Source organism: Cupriavidus sp. 96C5-1 (genome assembly GCF_057798855.1).
Window position 1 is genome coordinate 83569 of record NZ_JBYOJU010000026.1, and the last position, 19572, is coordinate 103140.

Consider the following 19572-nt stretch of genomic DNA (forward strand, 5'->3'; position numbering starts at 1 on the left):
GCCGGCGGGCACATGAATCGCGCGTGCAGGGCCCCCATGCGACGACTTCCTTTGCGCAATATGCAGGGTCTTTTCGCAAAATCGGCGCAAAAACCGAATGATACGCAGCGAGTGATGCAAACTGCTCACTGCAACAGCCCAAGTGCTAAACTGCCGCCCTTTCTTGCCAATCCGCCTTCGCCTCAATGCGCGCCTCAGTTCTCGCCTCCCTGTCTTTCTGCCTGGCATGTGCCAGTGCCAACGTGCTGGCAGCCCCGGCGGCGGCGGCCGTTTCCGCACTGGTCCCCACGCCAGCGCAGGTAACGGTCGCCATCCAGGAGTCGGAAGCCGAGCATCTCAGGCAACTGGAACAGACCGACCCGGCCGCGGCCGAGCGTGCCCGCTCCCCCTTCGCCGCAGCACTGGTGGCTTCCATCAAGGCATACACGGTCAAAGGCTGCCTGCCGCCCAGCGGCGGCGAGATTGTCTGCATCGTCGGCGTCCAGGCGGGCCGGCGCGAGGGCTTCCGTGCCCTGGCCTTTCGCGACAACCCCGAGCCCTGGGTGCTCGCGCGGCGCGAAACGCCTGCCGTGAACGGGCCCGACGCAGCCCAGGCCACGGCTTTGATGCGCGAATTTTTGCGCAACGAGTTGAAAGAAGGCCTGTCCGGAGAGCACGCCACCGAGCTGACCGCGCTATCGTCGTCGCTGGTCATCAAGCAACTGAACGACTGCGAGGTCAGCCGCGGCAGTGGCAATCTGGCCTGCGACGCCGTAGTCTCGATGGGCGGCGAGCCCGACAAGCGTGTGACGGGCTTTGCCTTTGCGCTGGAACGCAGTGGCTGGCGCTTCGTCCCGCGCACGGCGGACCAGAGTCGTTGAAGCCTGCCCTGGGACCACTTGCGCGCCGGGCCGGAAAACATGCCGCCGTAAGTGGGATGTTGATCCAAGTCAAGTCAGTGGCGAAGCACAAACCCCTCCCTATTGGGGCTCCCCGGCCCTGGTACGCAATGAGACACTATGCGCGGGCGGGAAAAGCGTCCCGCCCAACGTCACTTCTTAGTGCCCGCCCGTCAGTTGGCGGGCTTTTTTTTCGCCAGCGGCAGGGGCTTCGGGCAACGCCCGCCCACTGTGATCAGTCCCAACCGATTACCCCGACAAGGGGGATCGTTCCCGGTCCACGCGGGCGCACAATGCGGCCAAACCGCTCGACGCGGGACTACCAGTCCTTATCGCACCAATTCCAGCAGCCTTGGACCCTGATTTTCATGTTCCAGAATCCGAATTCGATGATCGATACCTTCCGTCGCGTGGATGTCGCGAAGGAGATGGGATCCGACACGCGGCCGCCCGCGCAGCAACCCACTGCCCAGCAGCTTGCGGAACGACGCACGCGGGCGCTTGCCGACCTGCTCGAGGAAGCGATCCGCAGCCAGCCGCTAACGGCAAAGGCCCCTCGCCAGCGCTGAGTTGCGCCCGGCACAAGCGGCCGCGGCGGCGGCACGCCTCATGCCAGGCCTGCAATCCGGCCTGAGCCCCAGGCGCCGGCGCCGGGCCGTAAGGCCGATCCTCGCAGCCCGCCAACTGGCGGGCTGTTTGTTCCCAGCGGGAGTCTAGCGTCCGGTAACCACATTGAAGACCAGGCCAGTCCCGATCGCGACCAGCAGGTAGTCCCCGCCAACGCTGACCCAGTTGTAGCCGCGCGGCGGAGGGGCAAGCCGATAATCGCGCCAGTTGTCGACCACGTATTGCCGATGACGATATTCCGGAGGCATCCTGTCGCCCTTGTGCCACCGGCCGGGACCGGGACGATCGGCACGCCGGTCGAATTCCGCCGGGTGGTCCATCGGGCCGCGGCCCCTGTCTCTTTCGTAGCCAGGTCCGCCAGGGCCGCGATCCCGGTCGGGACCATGATCGCGGTCCCGCTCCATCTGAGGCCCGCCGCGATAATCGCCGCCGGGGCCCCTGTCCTGGGCATGACCCGCGACCGACGTGAATGCGCACGCTGCCAGCAACAAGCTCGTGATTACCTGGTTCTTCCTCATTCATTTCTCCTGAAGCCCTCTCGATCGAGGTCTTGCAATCGAGTCTATCCGAGGCCGGTGAATCGAGAAGTTACCAATTCTTAACCCGGTTACAAGTAGCGCGAGGCGAAAAGCGAACCGAAGCAAGACGCCGGAGACGTCAGCGCGATGGTGTCATTACCTGCCGGGTAATTGGCCTGCTGCGCCGCGGCGCCGACACTGGGCTTGCCTGGACTCGCCAGCCAACCCCATCCGGAGCCGCCGCCATGCCTGCCGCCCCTGTTACCTTTTCCGCCCCGCCGCTACGCCATCCCGGCCCGGCACGCCCCGCCAGCTTGCCCCGGGCACAGCCAGGCCACGTGCAGGCCCGCAACGGCATGTCCCTGTTCGTGAGGGACTGGCACGACGGCGATCCCTCCGCCAAGGCGGTGGTGTTCCTGGCCAGTTGGGCGCTGCCCTCGGATTCCTGGGGCCCGCAGATGCACGCCCTGCGCGCTGCCGGCCTGCGTTGCATTGCACCACGGGTCCACGGCGACCACGACGTTTCCAGCCCCCTCGCGCTGAGCGCGCAACGCGCGGCGGCCCTGCTGCCCGACGCCCGCCTCGCGCTCTGCCCGGGCGTGCCGCACGGCTTGCCGCTCACCCACACGGCGCAGCTTGGCGCGGACATCCTCGCCTTCGTGCGCGAACGCGTCTGACCCGCCCCCGACCGGAGCCCTGCCATGCCCTCGCACAGCATCGAGCCCGCCGCGCCGCCGGCATTGCCCGACAGCACGCCGCGCCAGCACATGGCCGCGGCTGCCATTCCCCGCGCCACCTGCGGCCTGGCCTTGCCGGTCATGCTAAGCGGCACGTTCATGGTGGTCATGGATTTCTTTGTCGTGAACGTGGCGTTGCCGGCCATCCAGCGCGAGTTGCACGCCAGTGCCGGCGCGCTGCAGTTCGTGGTGGCAGGCTATGGCCTGGCCAATGCGGCCGGGCTGATCACCGGCGGGCGTCTCGGCGATATGCTGGGACGGCGCCGCATGTTCATGCTCGGCCTGTTGCTGTTCGCGCTGGCTTCCGCCGCCTGCGGGCTGGCGCCGTCGGCGCCGGCCCTGGTGGCGGCGCGCGTGGCCCAGGGCCTGGCGGGCGCGCTGCTCCAGCCCCAGGTCCTCGCCATGCTTTCGCTCGCCTACGCCGGCCCGGCACGCGCGCGCGCCTTTGCCGCCTATGGCCTGACACTGGGCCTGGCCGCCCTGCTCGGCCAACTGGTTGGCGGCGCACTGATCCGTGCCGACCTGGCCGGCATGGGCTGGCGCAGTTGCTTCCTGATCAATGTGCCGGTCGCGTTCCTGGCCCTGCTGCTGGCGCCGCGCGTATTGCCAGCCGCGCCTGCCAGCCGGGACAGCAAGCTCGATCCGCACGGCATGGTGCTGCTGGCCGCGGCCCTGTGCGCGCTGGTGTGGCCGCTGGTGGAAGGCAGGCAGCAAGGCTGGCCTTCAGCCGCGCTGCTGACCCTGGCCCTGGCGCCGGCGCTGTTGGCCATGTTCGCGCATTGGCAGCGCCGGCTGCATGCGCGCGGCGGGCAGCCGCTCATCGGGCCGGCGCTGTTTGCCGCGCCGGGATTCGCCCGCGGCCTGGCGGTGACGCTGGCGTTCTATGCCGGTAACGCCTCCTTCTATTTCGTGCTGGCGCTCTACCTGCAGGACGGTCTCGGCCTGAGCCCGTTGCAGGGCGGCGGCGCATTCACCATGCTGGCGCTGGGCTTCTTCGCCACCTCCCTGGCCGCGCCGCGCATCGCAGCCCGGCTGGGCCGCTCGTCCATCGCCTATGGCGCGCTGCTGCTGGCGGCGGGCCACTGGCTGCAGCTGGCGAACCTGATGCTGCCGTGGCACGTGCCGGGCGCGGCATCCATGGCCGTCCTGCTGGCGTTGCTGCTGGTGGAGGGCGCCGGCATCGGCATGGTCATGGCGCCGCTGGCATCCACCGTGCTGGCGGGGATGCCGCCGCGCCACGCCGGCGTGGCCGCCGGGGGTGCTGGCCACGGTGCAGCAGGTGGGCAACTCGGTCGGCGTGGCGCTGCTTGGCAACCTGTTCTATGCCAGCCTGGAAGGCGCCGGCACCAGGCCCGACTATGGGCACGCCTACGCCTGCAGCCTCGCCTGCCTGCTTGTCCTGGCCCTTATCGTCACCCACCTTTGCCGGGGCAAACGGCATCCGTCCGCATCGTGAGCAGCGCCCTGCCCCCAGCCGCCACAACCGGCTGGATTTCGCCGCGCCCGGCATCTAGAGTTACCAGCATCCTTCCCTACGCCCAGGCGCCCGGAAGTCGGTCGATGGTGGCGACGAGGTGACTTATGCAGAACGGAAACGATGCCGCCGGCAAAGCCGCGGATGCCGGTGCGTGGCACGCCCCCGAACGCACGCCGGAGCGGCTGCTGCAACTCGGGATGGGCTTCTGGGCCGCCAAGACCCTGCTCAGCGCGGTGGAACTCGGGGTGTTCACGCAACTGGCGGACGGACCGCGCGACGCCGCGGCGCTATCCGGGACGCTCGGCCTGCATCCACGCGGCGCCGCGGATTTCCTCGACGCGCTGGTAGCCCTGCGCCTGCTTGAACGCGACGACGGCAACCACTACAGCAACAGCCCCGACACCGATCTGTTCCTGGACAAGGCAAAGCCCAGCTATGTGGGCGGATTGCTGGAGATGGCCAACGCACGCCTCTATCCAAGCTGGGGGTCGCTGACGGAGGCGCTGCGCACCGGCCACCCCCAGAGCGAAGCCAGCGGAGGCGACGACCTGTTCGCGGCGATCTACCAGGACGAACAGAGCCTGCGTGGATTCCTGCAGGCCATGACCGGCGTCAGCATGGCGGCAGCCCAGGCAATGGCACGCAAATTCCCCTGGGCGGCCTGCCAGACCTTCATCGATATCGGCACGGCGCAAGGGGCGCTGCCGGTACAGATCGCGCTAGCCCACCCGCACCTGCGCGGCGGGGGCTTCGACCTGCCAGCCGTTGGCCCGGTCTTCGAGGAATACGTCGCCGCGCATGGCCTGCAGGACCGTCTGCGGTTTTATCCGGGAGACTTCTTTCGCGATCCCTGCCCGACGGCGGACGTGCTGGTGATGGGCCACATCCTCCACGACTGGAATCTGGAGCAGAAGCTGCACCTGCTGGCCAAATGCCACGCGGCGCTGCCCGCCCGCGGGCACCTGATCGTCTATGACGCCATGATCGACGATGCACGCAGGCAGAACGCCTTCGGTTTGCTGATGAGCCTGAACATGCTGATCGAAACGCCGGGCGGCTTCGACTATACCGGCACGCAATGCTGCGCGTGGGCGAAGCAGGTGGGCTTTGCGCGGGCGCGCGTGGAACCGCTTACCGGCCCGGATTCGATGATGATCGCGACCAAGGGATAGCATCGCAATGCACCGATACGGCAATACAAGCACTTCCGAAGGAGCCTGCCATGGCTGAGATCGAAAAAGACCGCGTGGTCAGCGTGCTGAACCAGATTCTCGAGACCGAACTCGCCGGCGTGGTGCGCTATACCCACTACTCCCTGCTGGTGTTCGGCTTTGCCCGCATCCCCATCGTTTCCTGGCTGCGCGACCAGGCCAGCGAGTCGCTGCTGCATGCCCAGCAGGCCGGCGAATGGATCACCACCCTCGGCGCCTATCCGTCGCTGGCCATCGGCAAACTGCTGGATAGCCATACCTTCGATATCGCCGCCATCCTGCGCGAATCGCTGGCGGCCGAGATGGTAGCCCTCGACCTGTACCGGGAGTTGCTCACGCTGGTGAAAGACCGATCGGTAGCGCTGGAGGAATACGCCCGGCAGATGATCCGGCTGGAAGAGCTGCACGCCGGCGAGGTGGACAAGATGCTGCGCAGGCCGGGCAGCGCCGCGGCATTCTCGCCGCCGGCCTGACGCGGCCAGCCGGAGGGTGGGAAAGCCAGCCCGCCGGGGCTGTCTGCGCTGGCCGGACTGCGCGCCGGCATGCTTCGCCACGATGCTCCACTCGCCGATTCCGCCATCCGCCAGCTGCGCGACACGCGCCGGCGGGCAGGCCACCCTGTCTCCCCGTGCCCGAGCAACAGCCTCGCCACGCCCGGCACGGCGAGGACCGTGACCCGTTCCTGCCTGGGTCCGGTGGCACCTCCGATCCGCCCCGATACGGACGAAAAGGGCGCCGCGATGGCCAATGACCGCCGCCCGGCCTGGCGGCCTGCTTCTATACTGGCGGCTACGAGCGCTCCTGGCGCATGGCCGAGACGCCGGGCTTGGGCATCGAGGACTCCCCGGAGGTCAGGCACATCTGCGCTGGCGGCCTGAGCGGCAAGCGCAATAGCGGAACCGCGCCCGCGCTCACGATTCGAACCGGACATAAGAACGGAGACAGCATGAAGACAATCGGCATGATCGGCATCGGCATGATGGGCCATGGCATTGCCACCAATATCGCCAGACACGGCCATCCCCTGGTGTTGCTGGCGCATCCGGGCAACCAGCCGCTCGACCAGCTGCTCGCCGCCGGCGCGCGGACCGTCGATAGCGCGGCCGGCCTGGCCCGCGCGGTGGACATCGTGATCCTGTGCGTCACGGGCACGCCGGAAGTGGAGGACGTGCTGTTCCGCCCGGACGGCGTGCTGGCTGGGCTGCGCCCGGGCACCGTGGTGATCGACTGCTCGACCGCCATCCCCTCCTCCACCGAGCGCATTGCCGCCGCGGTGGCGCAGGCGGGCGGACACTTTCTCGACGCTCCCATGACGCGCACGCCGAAGGAGGCCGCCGAAGGCCGCCTCAACCTGATCGTAGGCGGAGACCCGGCGCTGTTCGCGCAATGCCGGCCGCTGCTGGCCTGCTTTGCCGAGAATATCGTGTTCGCGGGTCCGGCCGGCTCCGGCCATCGCCTCAAGTTGCTGCACAACTTCGTCTCGCTGGGTTTTTCCGCGGTACTGGCGGAGGCCGCGGCCTGCGCCGCGCGCTCCGGCGTCGATCCCGCGGTGCTGGTGGAGGTCCTGTCCAAGGGCGGCGGCGACAGCGTGATCCTGAACCGCATGCGGCCCTATATCGAGGCGCATGACACCTCCGGCTTCCGCTTCTCGATCGCCAATGCGCTCAAGGACATGGGCTACTACACCACGATGGCGCAGGAGCTCGGCGCCGCGCGCGCCACCGCGCAAGCCGTGCGCGACACCTACGAGCGCGCCAGCCACAGCGGGCGCCCGCAGGCCACCGTGCCGGAACTGATCTCGATCCTCGATAGCCCGGCAAGCTGACCGCGCTGGCGGGCATCGACCAGGCGCTGCCGGCCCGGCGGCCGGCAGCCTTCTCCGGTGCTCAGGGCTTCTTTGGCCGTACGGCGTCGGCCGTCCCCTGGATAAAGGCCTGGATCTTCACCACGTCCTCCTCGCTCAGCTTGCCGGTGAAATCCGGCATGCCTTGCTGTACGAAGGGACCGTTGAACACGATCTTGCCCAGGTTCTCGATCAGCCCAGCACCGACATAAGCCAGGTTGGGGATATTGCCACCCTTGTCCACCCCCGGCACACCATGGCAGAACACGCAGTTGTTGACGTACAGCTTCTGCCCTTCCTGCACGTGGGCCGGGTTGTACTTCACGCCGGACAACAGCTCGGCCATCGGGTACGCCGCCGCTTCGGGAGCCTTGGCCTGGCCGCCCACGGCAAAGGTGTAGACCGTGCCGGGCGCCTTGCGGTCGGTGGCACGCGCGCTCAGGCCGAACACGCCGCCCCAGCCCACCGCGATCGACACATACTGCTTGCCGTCGACAAGGTAGGTGACCGGCGGGGCCACCACCCCGGTGCCCACCGGCGTCTCCCATAGCTTTTCGCCGCTGGCCGCGTGATAGGCGATAAAGCGGCCGTCCGCGGTGCCCTGGAACACCAGGTTGCCGGCCGTGGTCAGCGTGCCGCCATTCCACGGCCCCGCATAGTCCTGGTGCCAGACGGCCTTCTGCGCGATCGGGTCCCATGCGATCAGCCTGCCGAACGGCTTGCTCTTCGGCGGCTCGGCATTGACCAGCATGCCGAGATTCCATCCCACGCCGCTGTGCGCTTCCTGGGAGTCCTTCTGGTTGCGCGCCCAAGCCTTGTCGTCCGCCAGGGTCAGCGGCACGTGTTGCGCCGGAATATAGGCCAGGCCGGTGCGCGGGTTGAAGGACATGGCATGCCAGTTGTGCGCGCCGAACGGGCCGGGCACCATATCGACCGGCTTGACGCTGGTATTGGCGAGCGGATTCTCGACAGGACGCCCGTCCTTGTCGTAACCCGTGGCCCAGTTCACGTCGACGAAGTTCTTCGCCGAGATGAACTTGCCGTTGGTGCGGTCGATCACGAAGAAGAAGCCGTTCTTCGGCGCGTGCAGGATCACCTTGCGCGGCCGGCCGTCGATCTTGAGGTCGGCCAGGATGATGTCCTGCGTCGAGGTGTAGTCGGAGTTGTCGCCCGGCGTTTCCTGGTAGTGCCAGACATATTCGCCGGTATCGGGGTTGAGCGCCACCACCGAGGCCAGGTAGAGATTGTCGCCGCCGCCCGGGCTGCGCAGCTTGCGGCTCCAGGGCGCGCCGTTACCCGTGCCGATATACATCAGGTTCAGTTCGGGATCGAAGGCCATGGTGTTCCACACGGTGCCGCCGCCGCCATTGAGCCAGTATTTCCCGCTCGGGTCCCAGGTGCCGGCCGCGCGGGCCATGGCCTCGTTCTCGAACGGCTTGGCGGGGTCTCCCGGCACCGTGAACCAGCGCCATCGCTGCGCGCCGGTCTCGGCGTCGTAGGCGGTGATGTAGCCGCGCGCGCCGTACTCCGCCCCACCGTTGCCGATGATGACCTTGCCGTTATACACGCGCGGTGCGCCGGTGATGGTGTAGGAGAACCTGTGGTCCGCCACGGTGTCCTGCTCCCAGGCCTTCTTGCCGGTGGCGGCATCGATGGCCACCAGCCGGCCGTCGAAGGCCCCCACGAAGACCTTGCCCTTGTAGACCGCCACACCGCGGTTCACCACATCGCAGCAGCCCTTGTAGCCGAGCTTGCGCGGCACCTTGGGATCGTAAGTCCAGAGCCGCTTGCCGGTGCGCGCATCGATGGCATGCACTACGCTCCACGGCGCCGTGACATACATCACGCCGTCGACCACCAGCGGCGTGGCCTCCACCCCGCGGGTCGACTCCAGGTCATAGGACCAGACCAGGCCCAGTTTGGCGGCGTTGCCGGTGTTGATCTGGTCGAGCTGGCTGAAGCGCGTTTCGGCGTAGTCCAGCCCGTAGGAAGGCCAGTTGGCGGTACCGCGCTCATTGGCGCGGATCGCCGCGCCATCGATACCTGCGGTGACGGCGCGCATCTTCTGCACATCCGGTGGCCTGGCGCCCGCGGCGCCGGCGGCGAGCGCCGCCCCCGCCGGCAAGGCCAGCGATATCGCCACAGCCGCACCCAGCCACAGCGCGGCTGCCCCGTCCTGCCTATCCCTGCTGCTTCTCGTCATGATCTGTTTTCCTTGTCAGGTCCGCTCAAAATACTTTGAGCACACGAAAATTGAAACGGCTGCCTTCCATCGGACCGTTGCGCACCGAGATGTCCTGCCCATAGGTGCCCAGCACCTGCACGGTGGGTGTCGGGAACCACGCCATCCCCAGTGAAAACTTGGAAGTATTGGTGTTGTCGTTGCGCGAGATGCCGTTCACCTTGCTTTCGCCGCCGGCCGTGTAGGACAGCCCGCCGCGGATGTCGAAGGTATCGGTGAAGTTGTAGCGCAGCCAGCCCTGGCCCTGGAACAAGGGCGCCTGCTTCAGGGTGGCCGAGGCCGCGCCGAACTTGTTGTTGTCGCCGTAGAAGGTCACGTCGGCGATCAGGTCGAGCGTCAACTTGCCGGCCAGGGGCGCGATGTAGCCCGCCTGCAAGGCGAACTTCCAGCGGTTCTCGCCCAGGTTCAGCGCCCGCGCCTTGTCATAGCTGCCGACCGGCACATAGAGAAACGGGGTAATGCCGAAATACCGTTTCTGCTGCGGCTGGTTGACCAGCCACACGGTCGCTGCCAGGATCGGGTCTCCCACGCCGCTGCCGCTGCCGAGTCCGCTCAGTTGATCGCGCCCGCGCAGGTTACCGAACGGCAGCAGGAACTGCGGGTCCACGGTAAAGCCGGCGATGTCCATGAAATGCACATAGCGCAGGATGCCCACGTCCGAGTTCAGGTTGCCGCCGGCTGCCTGCCTGCCGCTGGCGTAGACCTTGTCGCGCTCCGCGTGCTGGTAGTACAGCATGCCCAGGTTGGTGCCCGCCGGCAGCGCGGTATAGTCGCCGGCATCGACGTCGATGGCCCACGCGGGCGCTGCCGCCAGCAGCAGCGCCGCGATGGTGCCGCCATGGCGCAGGGCCGCACGCGCCCTCCGGCGCAAGGCCGTTCCTTGTTGTTTCATGTCTCCTCCATTTTTTATTGTGTGCCCATGCCGCAGCACGGCCCGGGGGCCGTGCCGGGTCTGGCGGGCGGGATGCCGCGGACGTTCAGCCCGCCTGCTGGCGCGCGATATTGATCACGCTCAGTTGTGCATATTCGGCCAGGCCTTCGGCAGCGAACTCCACGCCCACGCCGGACTCCTTGGCCCCCACCAGGGGGATATGCGGGCCGAAATGCAGGTGATGGTTGACCCAGGCGGTGCCCACGTCGAGCCGCTGCGCCACGGCATAGGCGCGCGCCTGGTCGGCGGACCAGACCGAACCGCCCAGGCCATAGGGCGAGCCGTTCACGCGCGCCACGGCCTCGTCCAGGTCTTCGTACCTGAGCACGGGCAGGATCGGCGCGAACTGCTCCTCGGCTACCAGCGCATTGGTGTCGGGCAGGTCGCGCACGATGGTGGGCGCGATAAAGTAGCCATCGCCCTTGAGCGCTGCGCCGCCGGCCAGCACCTTGCCGTCGCGCCTGGCCGCGGCCAGGAAGCGGCCGGCCTTGTCGAACTGCATGGCGTTCTGCAGCGGCCCGAGGGTAACGCCGGGCTCGGCGCCGTTGCCTACCACGGCCTGCCTGGCCAGTTCGGCCAGTGCCTCGCAAAGCTCGTCATGGATCGAGGCATGCACGTACAGGCGCTTGAGCGCCAGGCAGACCTGGCCGCAGTTGTAGAAGGCGCTGCCGAAGATCCGGGGCGCGATCTCCGCCACATTGGCATCGTCGAGCACGATGGCGCCGTCATTGCCGCCGAGTTCCAGCGTGATGCGCTTGAGACGGGGTCCGGCGCTTTCCATCACTTTCTTGCCGGTCGCGGTGGAGCCGGTGAACGAGACCTTGGCCACGTCGGGGTGCGATGTCAGCAGGCCGCCCAGATCGTTGAGATCGGTGATCACGTTGAGTACGCCCGCGGGGAAGATGCCGTTGGCGATGGCCCCGAGCTGCAGCGAAGCCAGCGGCGTGGTGGGCGCGGGCTTGAGCACGACGGTATTGCCCATCAGCAGCGCGGGTGCGATCTTGTAAGCGGCAATCAGCACCGGGAAGTTCCACGCGGCGATGGCCGCGACCACGCCCAGCGGCTTGTGATGGACTTCGATGCGGTGAGTCGCATCGTCCTGCACCACCGATACCGGCAACGCCATGCCGGCGATATGGCGCACGAACGCCAGTGCGAACTGCAGTTCCTGGCGCGCCTCCGCCAGCGGCTTGCCCTGCTCCAGCACCAGCGACGCGGCGAGGTCTTCCGCATTGGCCGCCATCTCATCGGCAAAGCGCAGGAGCAAGGCCCGGCGCGCTGGCAGCCCGAGCGCCGCCCAGGCTGGCTGGGCCGCCTTGGCCGCGGCCACCGCGGCGTGCGCATCGCGCTCGGTGGCGCGGGATACCGTATTGAATACCTTGCCCGTGGCGGGGTTGATCACGTCCAGCAGGGCCCCGCCCTCGACCAGCTTGCCGCCGATCACGAGTGCTGCGTTGCTTGCCATATTGTCTGTCTCCTTTGTCTGTGCAGGTAGCGCTCATGCGCTCGCACTGCTTACAGCAAAGGCCATGCCCGGCCCGTTGAGACCGCCGCTCGCAGGCTGCATTCCTCCTTGCATTCACGCCATCCTGCGCCTTGCTGCCGCCTCTCGGTTCCCGATGGATGCAGTCAAGCCCGCGGCCGGCATCGCATGCCTGTCTCAATCTGCACCGGTGTCTCGATACAGCTGATACAGGAGAACAAAGAAAAAACCCCCGATGACCGCACGCGGTCATCGGGGGCCTGGGAAGACAAGGCCGGCCGCGATCAGCCAGGCTTGTGGCGTGCCAGCTTGCGATACAGCGTGGCGCGCGAGATGCCCAGCGCGCGCGCCGCTTGCGAGCGATTGCCGCTCAACTGGGCCAGCGTCCTGTGGATCAGTTCGCTCTGCACATCCGCCATCATGGTGGATTGCCCGGGGGCGCGCGGCGCCTCCAGCCGGATGGTGCCGATCGCCGCCGACACCCAGCAGTCGTCGAAGTGTTCGCGACGCACGATTTCGCTATCGCCGGACAAGGCGACGGCTGCGCGCAGCACCTGGTGAAGTTCGCGCACGTTGCCGGGCCAGTGGTGCGACATGACCAGTGCCATGGCATCGGCATCGAGCTGCTTGCGCCGCCCCCGCGCCAGCGACTGCAGGACGGAAGCCACCAGCTCGGCCAGATCCGTGCGCTCCCGCAGCGCAGGCATGCGCACCGACATGCCGTTCAGGCGGTAAAACAAGTCCTCCCTGAAGGTGCCGGCGCGCACCAGGTCGGGCAGATGGCGATGGGTCGCGCAAATCACGGAGATATCGACCGGCACCGGCTTGCTGCTGCCGATCCGGGTCAGGCTGCGCTCCTGCAGCACGCTCAGCAGCCGGGTCTGCAGCGCCAGCGGCATATCGCCGATTTCATCCAGGAACAGCGTGCCATGATCGGCCTGCTCGATCTTGCCGGCGCTGCCGCCCTTGCGGCTGCCGGTGAAAGCGCCGTCGGCATAGCCAAACAGCTCGGCTTCGGCCAGGCTTTCGGGAATGGCCGAGCAGTCGAGCGAGACGAAGGGCTGCCCCGGCCGGCTGGCGTCGTGCAGGGCACGCGCCAGCAAGCTCTTGCCGGTGCCGGTCTCGCCCAGCAGGATGACCGGCACCTGCTCGCGGATCACCGTCACGGCCTTGTCGACGGCCTGGGCCAGCGCCGTATCGGCAATCACACACGACGGGTTGCCGGCCGCCTTGGCGCCGCCGCCATGACTGGCGCGCCGCGCATGCGCGTGCCCCGGCGCCATCGCCTGGTCGAGCGAAACAAAGAAGCGCTCGCCGCCGAGCGCGCTCAGCGACCCAAGGCCCGACGCCGCCGCATGCATGCCGCTGGCGAACACCTGGCGCAACTCGGTACCGGCACCGGCAGCGCTGCGCAGTCTCAGCATCTGCCGCGCGGCACGGTTTGCGGCGACGATCACATCGTCGTCCGAGATCGCGATCAAGCCCTCGGCCGGCGTATGCAGCAGGCGGTGGTCATGATGCAGATGCAGGATGCGGCAGCCATGCAGCCTGGCGTACAAGCGGTTCTCGATCGACATGGCGGCGGATTGCACGAGGCTGAGTGCATAGCCGGGCAGGTCCACGCCGAAACCGGTGATGTCGACCACGCCGATCAGCTTGTCGTGGCAGTCGTAGATCGGCGCCGCGGCGCACACCACGTCGGCAAGCTCGTTGAGATAGTGCTCGCCTCGCCGTATCTCCACCGCCCTGCCGCCCTCGATCAGCACGCAGCCTGGCGCATTGGTGCCGAGCGAACCCTCGCACACGCGCTTGCCGCCCCGCAGTACGGCTGCGGCCGCCGGGCCAACGCCAGTGCCGGCGCTCGCGTTGGAACTGACGATAACGCCTTCCGCATTGGTGCAGAACACGAGCCAGTGCTGCGCCGGAAACGCGTGCGCCAGGATCTCCATGTCCTCGCCGGAAGCCTCGATCAGCACCCGGTGTTCCTCCTCGATCCGTTGCAACTGCGTGCGCGAGACAACATTGCTGAACAGCGCCTGGTCTTCGGGCCGCATGCCGGCGCTGGCGGCGCGTTGCCAGGATCGGGCGATCAGGTCGGGGACGGCCCCCGGAGGAATCAGCTTCCCTTCGAAAAAATGCCGTCTCGCGACCTGCGCGTCTGTTGCCAGCCCATCCGCTGCGTGCCTCATTCAGTTGTCTCCGTACTGTCTTGTTATCGTTGCGGCAACGGCGGCGGCTGCCGCGGCTGGGGCGCCCGCTGGAGAGGAACTGTAAGTGAGGCACCCCCTGTTTTCAAGCGCATGACGGTGCGGCACATGGTTTTCACCTAGGGGATCAGCGCGCTCCGGACGCACTTCTCGCCCAGGCAAGCCGTGCACTGTCGCAATCTGAGACAGTGCCGCACGGCGGCGCGGGAAACACCACGAGTGCAGCCGCCCGCCAGCACCGCTTCAAGAGACCCGGCCTGCCATTCAGGAATGCCGATTTGCATTGTCCCCAGGCCCTTATAATGGCCGCCGCCCAACGGGCCTGCCCGCTCATGGAAAGGAAAGAAGTGGAACGACGCATTGCCCTGGATCCACTCGACTTCCGGCTGCTGAATGCCTTCGTCGCTATCGACAGGGAGCGGCACGTGGGCTGGGCCGCCGATGCGCTGGGCATGTCGCAGCCGACGGTATCCACCCTGCTTGCGCGCTTGCGCCAGGCCGCGGGCGATCCGCTGTTCATCCGCAGCGCCCAGGGCATGCAACCCACCGCACTGGCACGCGCATGGGCGAACCGGTGGCCTCGGCACTGGCGGCACTGGAATCGGCGCTCAACACGGTTCAACGTTGCACGAAGTGCAAATTCCAGATTGCAGATTGCGGGCGGGATTGCGGGTGTTTTCAGGATCCCGGTCTCCCCGCCATGAGACACGCCTAATCGTCCTTGGCGGCTTTGACAAGACACTCGGACAGCCGATCGAAATGCCGCAGCGCGGCCTGGGTCAACTCCACCTGCTTGCGCCGCGCATCCTCGGTATCCGTCAAGATGATCCAGCCCTTCTTGCGCATGGACTTCAGGCGCGCGTGGAGCGTTGCCGGCGAACCCAGATCGCTGTTGCCCATCATATCCCGCACGGAAAGACGTTGCCGGTTCTGGCTGGAGCGAGCCACCAGTTCAAGAATGCGCTCTTCGAGAGGATCCAGGGCCGGCAAGGATGGCAGCCCGCGTAGCGCTTCAGCCAGTTGCAGAAAGCGCAGATAGATGTCGGCAGGGCGAGTCATCGCGCTGCCCCCTCAGGTGCGGAGATACGCCGTCCACGGGAAAATTGGGCTATGATCCGCTCCCAGCTCTGATTGGGTCTGCAAGAATTCTACCGCAATGTCAAATCTCCGCCTGCAATGCTGCATGGTCATGGCAACGATCGTCTTGTTCGTCCTGGCCCTGGCGCTTAACGAGTGGCTGTTTGCGCATTCGGAATTCGTCCGCGGCGTGAACTGGGTTTACCTGCCGGCGGGAATGCGGCTCTTGTGCACGCTGCTGTTTGGCGAGGCCGGCGCCATCGGGCTGTTGCTCGCCTCGTGGCTGGTGAGCTTTGTCTACTTTTTCCCCGACGACTTCAGCCGGGCGTTCATGGGCGGGATTCTGGCGGCAGCCGCACCCTATCTCGTGTACCGCCTGGCGAGGCAGTTCTTCGGATTGCGTGCATCGCTGTCCAACCTGACCCCGAAGCGGCTGCTGGCCTGCATCGTGGCCTATGCGGTCGCGAGCCCCCTGCTGCACCATATCTGGTTCGCCCTGCACGGCGGCACGCAGAACCTGTGGCAAGGCTTCCTGGTCATGCTGACCGGCGACCTGAGCGGCACCCTCATCGTGATCTACACCATGAAGGGCCTGCTCTGCCTGCTGCCGGCCGGGCGCTCCGGTACCGCTGCGCAACACAAATAGGCGCGGCACCGCAAAGGCGATCACCCTGATTCTCCCGCGCCGGCTGCGCGCCGCCTGTCCCGCTCATGCTGCCATCTGCTGCGGCCCGGCAGCATCCTCCCCTCCCGGGCCGCACCTGACCGGCTTCAGCAAAGGGGGAAAATCCGCCGGTACCAGCCATTGCGCGATGTAGCCACCCATCGCATCGAGCAAGACATCGGAGCTCAGGCCGGCAGCGCCCGCGAGCGCCGGACAGATGACCAGGGCCGTGTCGCCGTCAACATGGACCCGCAGCGTTTTGGGCAGGTCGGCCGGCTGCAGGATATGCTCCACGCCGGGCACATGGGAGAATTCAAAGCCGCGCAGAAAATCATCGGCATGGCGCGCTCCCAGGCAGACAATCACCTTTGGGCGCATGTGCCGGCGCAAGCGGGCAATAAACTGGAAGCGGCCGCCGCCGCGGCAAAGTTCGATGAATCGACTCTGGGGATTCAGCGCGGGCTGCGCCCCATATGTGCTGGACCAGGACCGGTTTCCGCTTGAACTGGTCGGCAAGGGAAAGAGGCATAGCTTGAACTCCCCCCCTTGCGGCGCAAAGAGATGATGGCGGAAATACGGCTCCCAGCCGCAAGCCCTTGCCCCGAGCACGGCTCGGCGCGCCGCCACCATGATTCTTGCGATCTTCTGCTGGGTCTGCCAGCGCGCCATCTCCACCTGGCGCTGCTGCCGGAAGGACCTGTCCCAGGCAGCCGGCGCCTCGCGCGGCGCAAGCGGGCCGCTCAGCGTCGCCGCTCCGGTATGCGGCGTGTTCTCGCAGAACCAGACTGCGGCGGCAGGATTGCCTTCCATGCCAATGTAGGAGCCGAAGTAGGCGTCCAGTTCCTTCTCCGAGTAGGCAATCTCACCGCCCTCCCGTATGCCGCCCCCCAAACTGCCGGCCATTGAAATTCGTGGCTTCATGCTGCTATCCAGCGCATTATTGTTACAGAAATCATAACCATTTATGCGAGCGTTTAATACTGGAGCTGCCGGCCAACGGCAGGCGGGACAGGATAAGTTGCAAGAGAACAACGATAAATCCGCTTGCCTGGCGGATTTCCGGATAACGGCGGCCCTTCGCCCGCCCGGCGCCATGCACGCCCGCACCACGCAACGGCACCGACCGCGCCATCGTTGGGCAGCGTATCCGCAACCGCGTGCGTAAAGCGCAAGCAGGCCTCACGCAGGAGCCGAGCGGTATTCCCGGTGGCAACTACCGGCGGGTGTTCGGGGCGTCCGTCGGGTAGTTTCGTGCCGGCGGGCCGGCATCCGCGAGTGCTATCATCCATCGGCCCAACCCTCCGCACCCGTGCCGATGACGCCAGCTCCCGGTCCAGAGAAGAAGCCCTCCCCGGCCATTGCGCCCCCGGATATCCGCCGCCTGCGCGCGCGCTTTGTTGCCATCTCCTGGCGCGACCTGGCCGTCTCTTTCGGGCCTGCGCTGATTTTCTGCGTGGCGGCCATCTGGCTCGCGGTCTGGCTGATACAGCCCGCGCCGCCGACCACCATCTCCATCAGCGCTGGCCCCAAGGGCAGCTCTTTCTGGAACGCCGCGGACAGATACGCGAAGATCCTCGCGCGCAATGGCATCACCTTGAATGTCCTGCCATCCGAAGGTTCGCTGCAGAACGTGCAGCGGCTGGCCGACCCCAAGCAGGCGGTCGACCTGGCACTGGTGCAGGGCGGCGTATCCGACGGGGTGGATACCGGGGGGCTGGTCTCGCTGGGCAGCATGTTCTATGCACCGATCAGCGTACTGTACCGCGGCAAGGAAAAGCACAAGCTGTCCGACTTCCGCGATGCGCGCATCGCGATCGGCCGCGAAGGCAGCGGCTCCCGCGCGCTGGCCCTCGCCCTGCTCAAGGCCAACGGCATCGAGCCCGGCGGCAGCGCCAGGCTCATCTCCTTCGATGGCGACGACGCCGCGCAAGCGCTGGTCGACGGCAAGATCGACGTCGCCATGCTGTCCGGCGATTCCGCCACCGGCCCGACCATGCGCAAGCTGATCCGCACTCCCGGCATCCGCCAGCTGGATTTCGCCCAGGCCGACGCCTACACCCGGCGCTTCCTCTATCTGCAGGAGCTGGTTTTGCCGGCGGGCGTATTCGACCTTGGCAAGAACCTGCCTTCGCACCCGATCCACCTGATCAGCCCGACGGTGGAACTGGTGGCGCGCGACACCCTGCATCCCGCGCTGTCCGACCTGCTGATCGAAGCGGCGCGCGAGGTCCATGGCAAGGCCGGGCTATTGCAGGGCGCCGGGCAGTTTCCCTCGGCAAAAGTGCATGAATTCCCGCTGAGCGACGATGCCACGCGCTACTACGCATCCGGCAAGAGCTTCTTCTACCGGCACCTTCCCTTCTGGCTGGCAAGCCTGCTCGACCGCGCCCTGCTGATACTGCTGCCGATGATCGTGATCCTGATCCCGGCCTTCCGGCTGGTGCCTTCCCTGTACAGCTGGCGCGTCAAATCCCGCATCTATCGCTGGTACGGCTCCCTGATCGAGATCGAGCGCGTCGCCATGGTGGACCCGACCGAGGAGGAGAAGGCCGGGCTGATCGCGCGGCTCGACCATATCGAGGAGGCCGTCAACAGGATGAAGATGCCGCTCGCCTACGCCGACCAGTTCTATGTGCTGCGGGAGCACATTGTCTTTGTCCGGCGGCGGCTGACCGGCGCGCAATGAGGTATTGCATCGGGAAGGGGCCTGCGCCTGCTTGACCCCACCCGCTATCGCGCCGTCTGCTGACGCTGGTATTCCTTGTATTTCATCTGCATGTATTCCTGCCGGTCCAGTTCATGCAATTGCCGCGGATATTGCTCGGTGGCGTCGAACCACGTGGTCAGGCGTTGCTCCAGCCGCTTGTCGGACGGGCTCGACAACGCGCTCAGATAGGCGTCGATGGCCAGGTAGTAGCGCATGGTATTGCGCTCGATCAGGCCGCGCACACCGCCCACGAACCGGCTCTTGCCGGATGGCCCGGCGCCGGCGGAAGTGAAGCCGACCTTGTCGCTGCCGATGGTGGCCAGATAGGTGCTCATGGCGATGCGGCCGGCCATGCCGTAACTGTAGGCATAGGTGAGATGCAGGAAGGTGCGGTTTCCCTCCAGGGGTATCGCCTCCAGCACGATCCGATAGTCCCTGGTGCTCAGCGGGCCGCTGTCGGCATTGAGATCCACCTCGAAGTATCCCGGGCCGGGGCTGGCCGCCGCGCGGTAGCTGAATTGCACGCGGTAGGTGTACGCCAGCGCCTGCTCGACCTTCTTGCCGATGTTCACCGCGAGCACGGTGCCGTCCCTGCCGGAAGAGGCCCGGCAGTACTTGATATTCAAGTGCAATATCAGGACATCGCACCAGTTGGCCGGACCTTGCCCCGGATCATGCAGCGCGCCGTCGACCATGGCGAACGGGTAATCCACCACGCTGTAGATATCGCCCTTGAGCGTGTTTGGCGACTCCGTGGAATCCAGGTACAGCTGGCGCTGGAACTGGTTGCGGTTGAGCTGCTGCGTCAGGCTCTGGTACCTGTCGCGCAGGCTTTGCGCATTGTCGGCCGCCCTCGCGGCCAGCCCCTGGCAAAGCAGGCACATCGCCAGGCCGCTTAGCGCCAGCTTCGTTCTGTACGACCCGTTGCCAGCCGGGCGCTTAGCAAGTGTGCTCATTGATGCGTTCCGGG

At 66.7% G+C, this 19572-nt stretch carries 18 protein-coding genes; 10 read left to right on the top strand and 8 right to left on the bottom strand.

What is annotated here, in order from left to right:
• The first annotated feature begins 242 nt into the window (after window positions 1-242).
• Complete coding sequence (locus tag AC3FOF_RS25505) at window positions 243-860, top strand: hypothetical protein (RefSeq protein ID WP_276267465.1); 618 nt, start codon at window positions 243-245, stop codon at window positions 858-860.
• Window positions 861-1246: 386 nt separating this feature from the next.
• A complete protein-coding gene (locus AC3FOF_RS25510; protein ID WP_276267464.1) occupies window positions 1247-1447 on the top strand; it encodes a hypothetical protein in 201 nt (66 codons plus the stop codon).
• Between the two features lie 144 nt (window positions 1448-1591).
• Here AC3FOF_RS25510 and AC3FOF_RS25515 read toward each other — a convergent pair whose 3' ends face one another.
• Window positions 1592-2023, bottom strand: a complete 432-nt coding sequence (locus AC3FOF_RS25515) for an RcnB family protein (RefSeq protein ID WP_017225269.1) — start codon at window positions 2021-2023, stop codon at window positions 1592-1594.
• A 245-nt stretch (window positions 2024-2268) separates the two neighbouring features.
• On the opposite strand from AC3FOF_RS25515, the gene AC3FOF_RS25520 reads away from it, so the two are divergent.
• The 5 genes from AC3FOF_RS25520 to AC3FOF_RS25540 all read left to right on the top strand — a co-directional run bounded on the left by AC3FOF_RS25520 (window position 2269) and on the right by AC3FOF_RS25540 (window position 7273).
• Window positions 2269-2700 carry an alpha/beta fold hydrolase gene (locus AC3FOF_RS25520; RefSeq protein ID WP_488728177.1) on the top strand — a complete coding sequence of 144 codons (432 nt, stop codon included), beginning with the start codon at window positions 2269-2271 and terminating at the stop codon, window positions 2698-2700.
• Window positions 2701-2724: 24 nt separating this feature from the next.
• Complete coding sequence (locus AC3FOF_RS25525) at window positions 2725-4338, top strand: MFS transporter (RefSeq protein WP_488728178.1); 1614 nt, start codon at window positions 2725-2727, stop codon at window positions 4336-4338.
• A 3-nt stretch (window positions 4339-4341) separates the two neighbouring features.
• Entirely contained in the window at window positions 4342-5409 is a 1068-nt protein-coding gene (locus AC3FOF_RS25530) for a methyltransferase (RefSeq protein WP_017228607.1), read from the top strand.
• Between the two features lie 50 nt (window positions 5410-5459).
• A complete protein-coding gene (locus tag AC3FOF_RS25535; protein WP_017228608.1) occupies window positions 5460-5921 on the top strand; it encodes a ferritin-like domain-containing protein in 462 nt (153 codons plus the stop codon).
• Between the two features lie 473 nt (window positions 5922-6394).
• Complete coding sequence (locus AC3FOF_RS25540) at window positions 6395-7273, top strand: NAD(P)-dependent oxidoreductase (protein ID WP_488728179.1); 879 nt, start codon at window positions 6395-6397, stop codon at window positions 7271-7273.
• 61 nt (window positions 7274-7334) lie between these two features.
• On the opposite strand, the gene AC3FOF_RS25545 is transcribed toward AC3FOF_RS25540, so the two are convergent.
• From AC3FOF_RS25545 to AC3FOF_RS25560, 4 genes are all read right to left on the bottom strand, one after another.
• Window positions 7335-9494 (bottom strand): PQQ-dependent dehydrogenase, methanol/ethanol family, encoded by a 2160-nt coding sequence (locus AC3FOF_RS25545; protein ID WP_488728180.1) that lies wholly within the window; start codon window positions 9492-9494, stop codon window positions 7335-7337.
• A gap of 25 nt (window positions 9495-9519) precedes the next feature.
• Window positions 9520-10425 carry a transporter gene (locus tag AC3FOF_RS25550; RefSeq protein ID WP_488728181.1) on the bottom strand — a complete coding sequence of 302 codons (906 nt, stop codon included), beginning with the start codon at window positions 10423-10425 and terminating at the stop codon, window positions 9520-9522.
• A gap of 85 nt (window positions 10426-10510) precedes the next feature.
• Complete coding sequence (locus tag AC3FOF_RS25555) at window positions 10511-11929, bottom strand: aldehyde dehydrogenase family protein (protein WP_017228613.1); 1419 nt, start codon at window positions 11927-11929, stop codon at window positions 10511-10513.
• Between the two features lie 302 nt (window positions 11930-12231).
• Window positions 12232-14136 (bottom strand): sigma-54-dependent Fis family transcriptional regulator, encoded by a 1905-nt coding sequence (locus tag AC3FOF_RS25560; protein WP_488728182.1) that lies wholly within the window; start codon window positions 14134-14136, stop codon window positions 12232-12234.
• A 320-nt stretch (window positions 14137-14456) separates the two neighbouring features.
• Here AC3FOF_RS25560 and AC3FOF_RS25565 point away from each other — a divergent pair, with 320 nt between their 5' ends.
• Window positions 14457-14858, top strand: coding sequence for a helix-turn-helix domain-containing protein (locus AC3FOF_RS25565; protein WP_488728183.1), 402 nt, complete (start codon window positions 14457-14459; stop codon window positions 14856-14858).
• Window positions 14859-14865: 7 nt separating this feature from the next.
• Here the strand turns inward: AC3FOF_RS25565 and AC3FOF_RS25570 are convergent, their stop codons facing one another.
• Window positions 14866-15213, bottom strand: a complete 348-nt coding sequence (locus tag AC3FOF_RS25570; RefSeq protein ID WP_017228615.1) for a transcriptional regulator — start codon at window positions 15211-15213, stop codon at window positions 14866-14868.
• Between the two features lie 97 nt (window positions 15214-15310).
• On the opposite strand from AC3FOF_RS25570, the gene AC3FOF_RS25575 reads away from it, so the two are divergent.
• Window positions 15311-15877, top strand: coding sequence for a hypothetical protein (locus AC3FOF_RS25575; RefSeq protein ID WP_035814038.1), 567 nt, complete (start codon window positions 15311-15313; stop codon window positions 15875-15877).
• Window positions 15878-15940: 63 nt separating this feature from the next.
• Here AC3FOF_RS25575 and AC3FOF_RS25580 read toward each other — a convergent pair whose 3' ends face one another.
• The gene (locus tag AC3FOF_RS25580; RefSeq protein WP_488728184.1) at window positions 15941-16927 is read right to left on the bottom strand and encodes a transcriptional regulator; all 987 of its coding nucleotides are present in this window, start codon (window positions 16925-16927) and stop codon (window positions 15941-15943) included.
• A 283-nt stretch (window positions 16928-17210) separates the two neighbouring features.
• On the opposite strand from AC3FOF_RS25580, the gene AC3FOF_RS25585 reads away from it, so the two are divergent.
• Complete coding sequence (locus tag AC3FOF_RS25585; protein ID WP_017228618.1) at window positions 17211-18581, top strand: TAXI family TRAP transporter solute-binding subunit; 1371 nt, start codon at window positions 17211-17213, stop codon at window positions 18579-18581.
• A gap of 44 nt (window positions 18582-18625) precedes the next feature.
• Here AC3FOF_RS25585 and AC3FOF_RS25590 read toward each other — a convergent pair whose 3' ends face one another.
• On the bottom strand, window positions 18626-19558 hold the full coding sequence (locus AC3FOF_RS25590) for a hypothetical protein (protein ID WP_276264987.1): 933 nt from the start codon (window positions 19556-19558) through the stop codon (window positions 18626-18628).
• Between the last annotated feature and the right edge of the window lie 14 nt (window positions 19559-19572).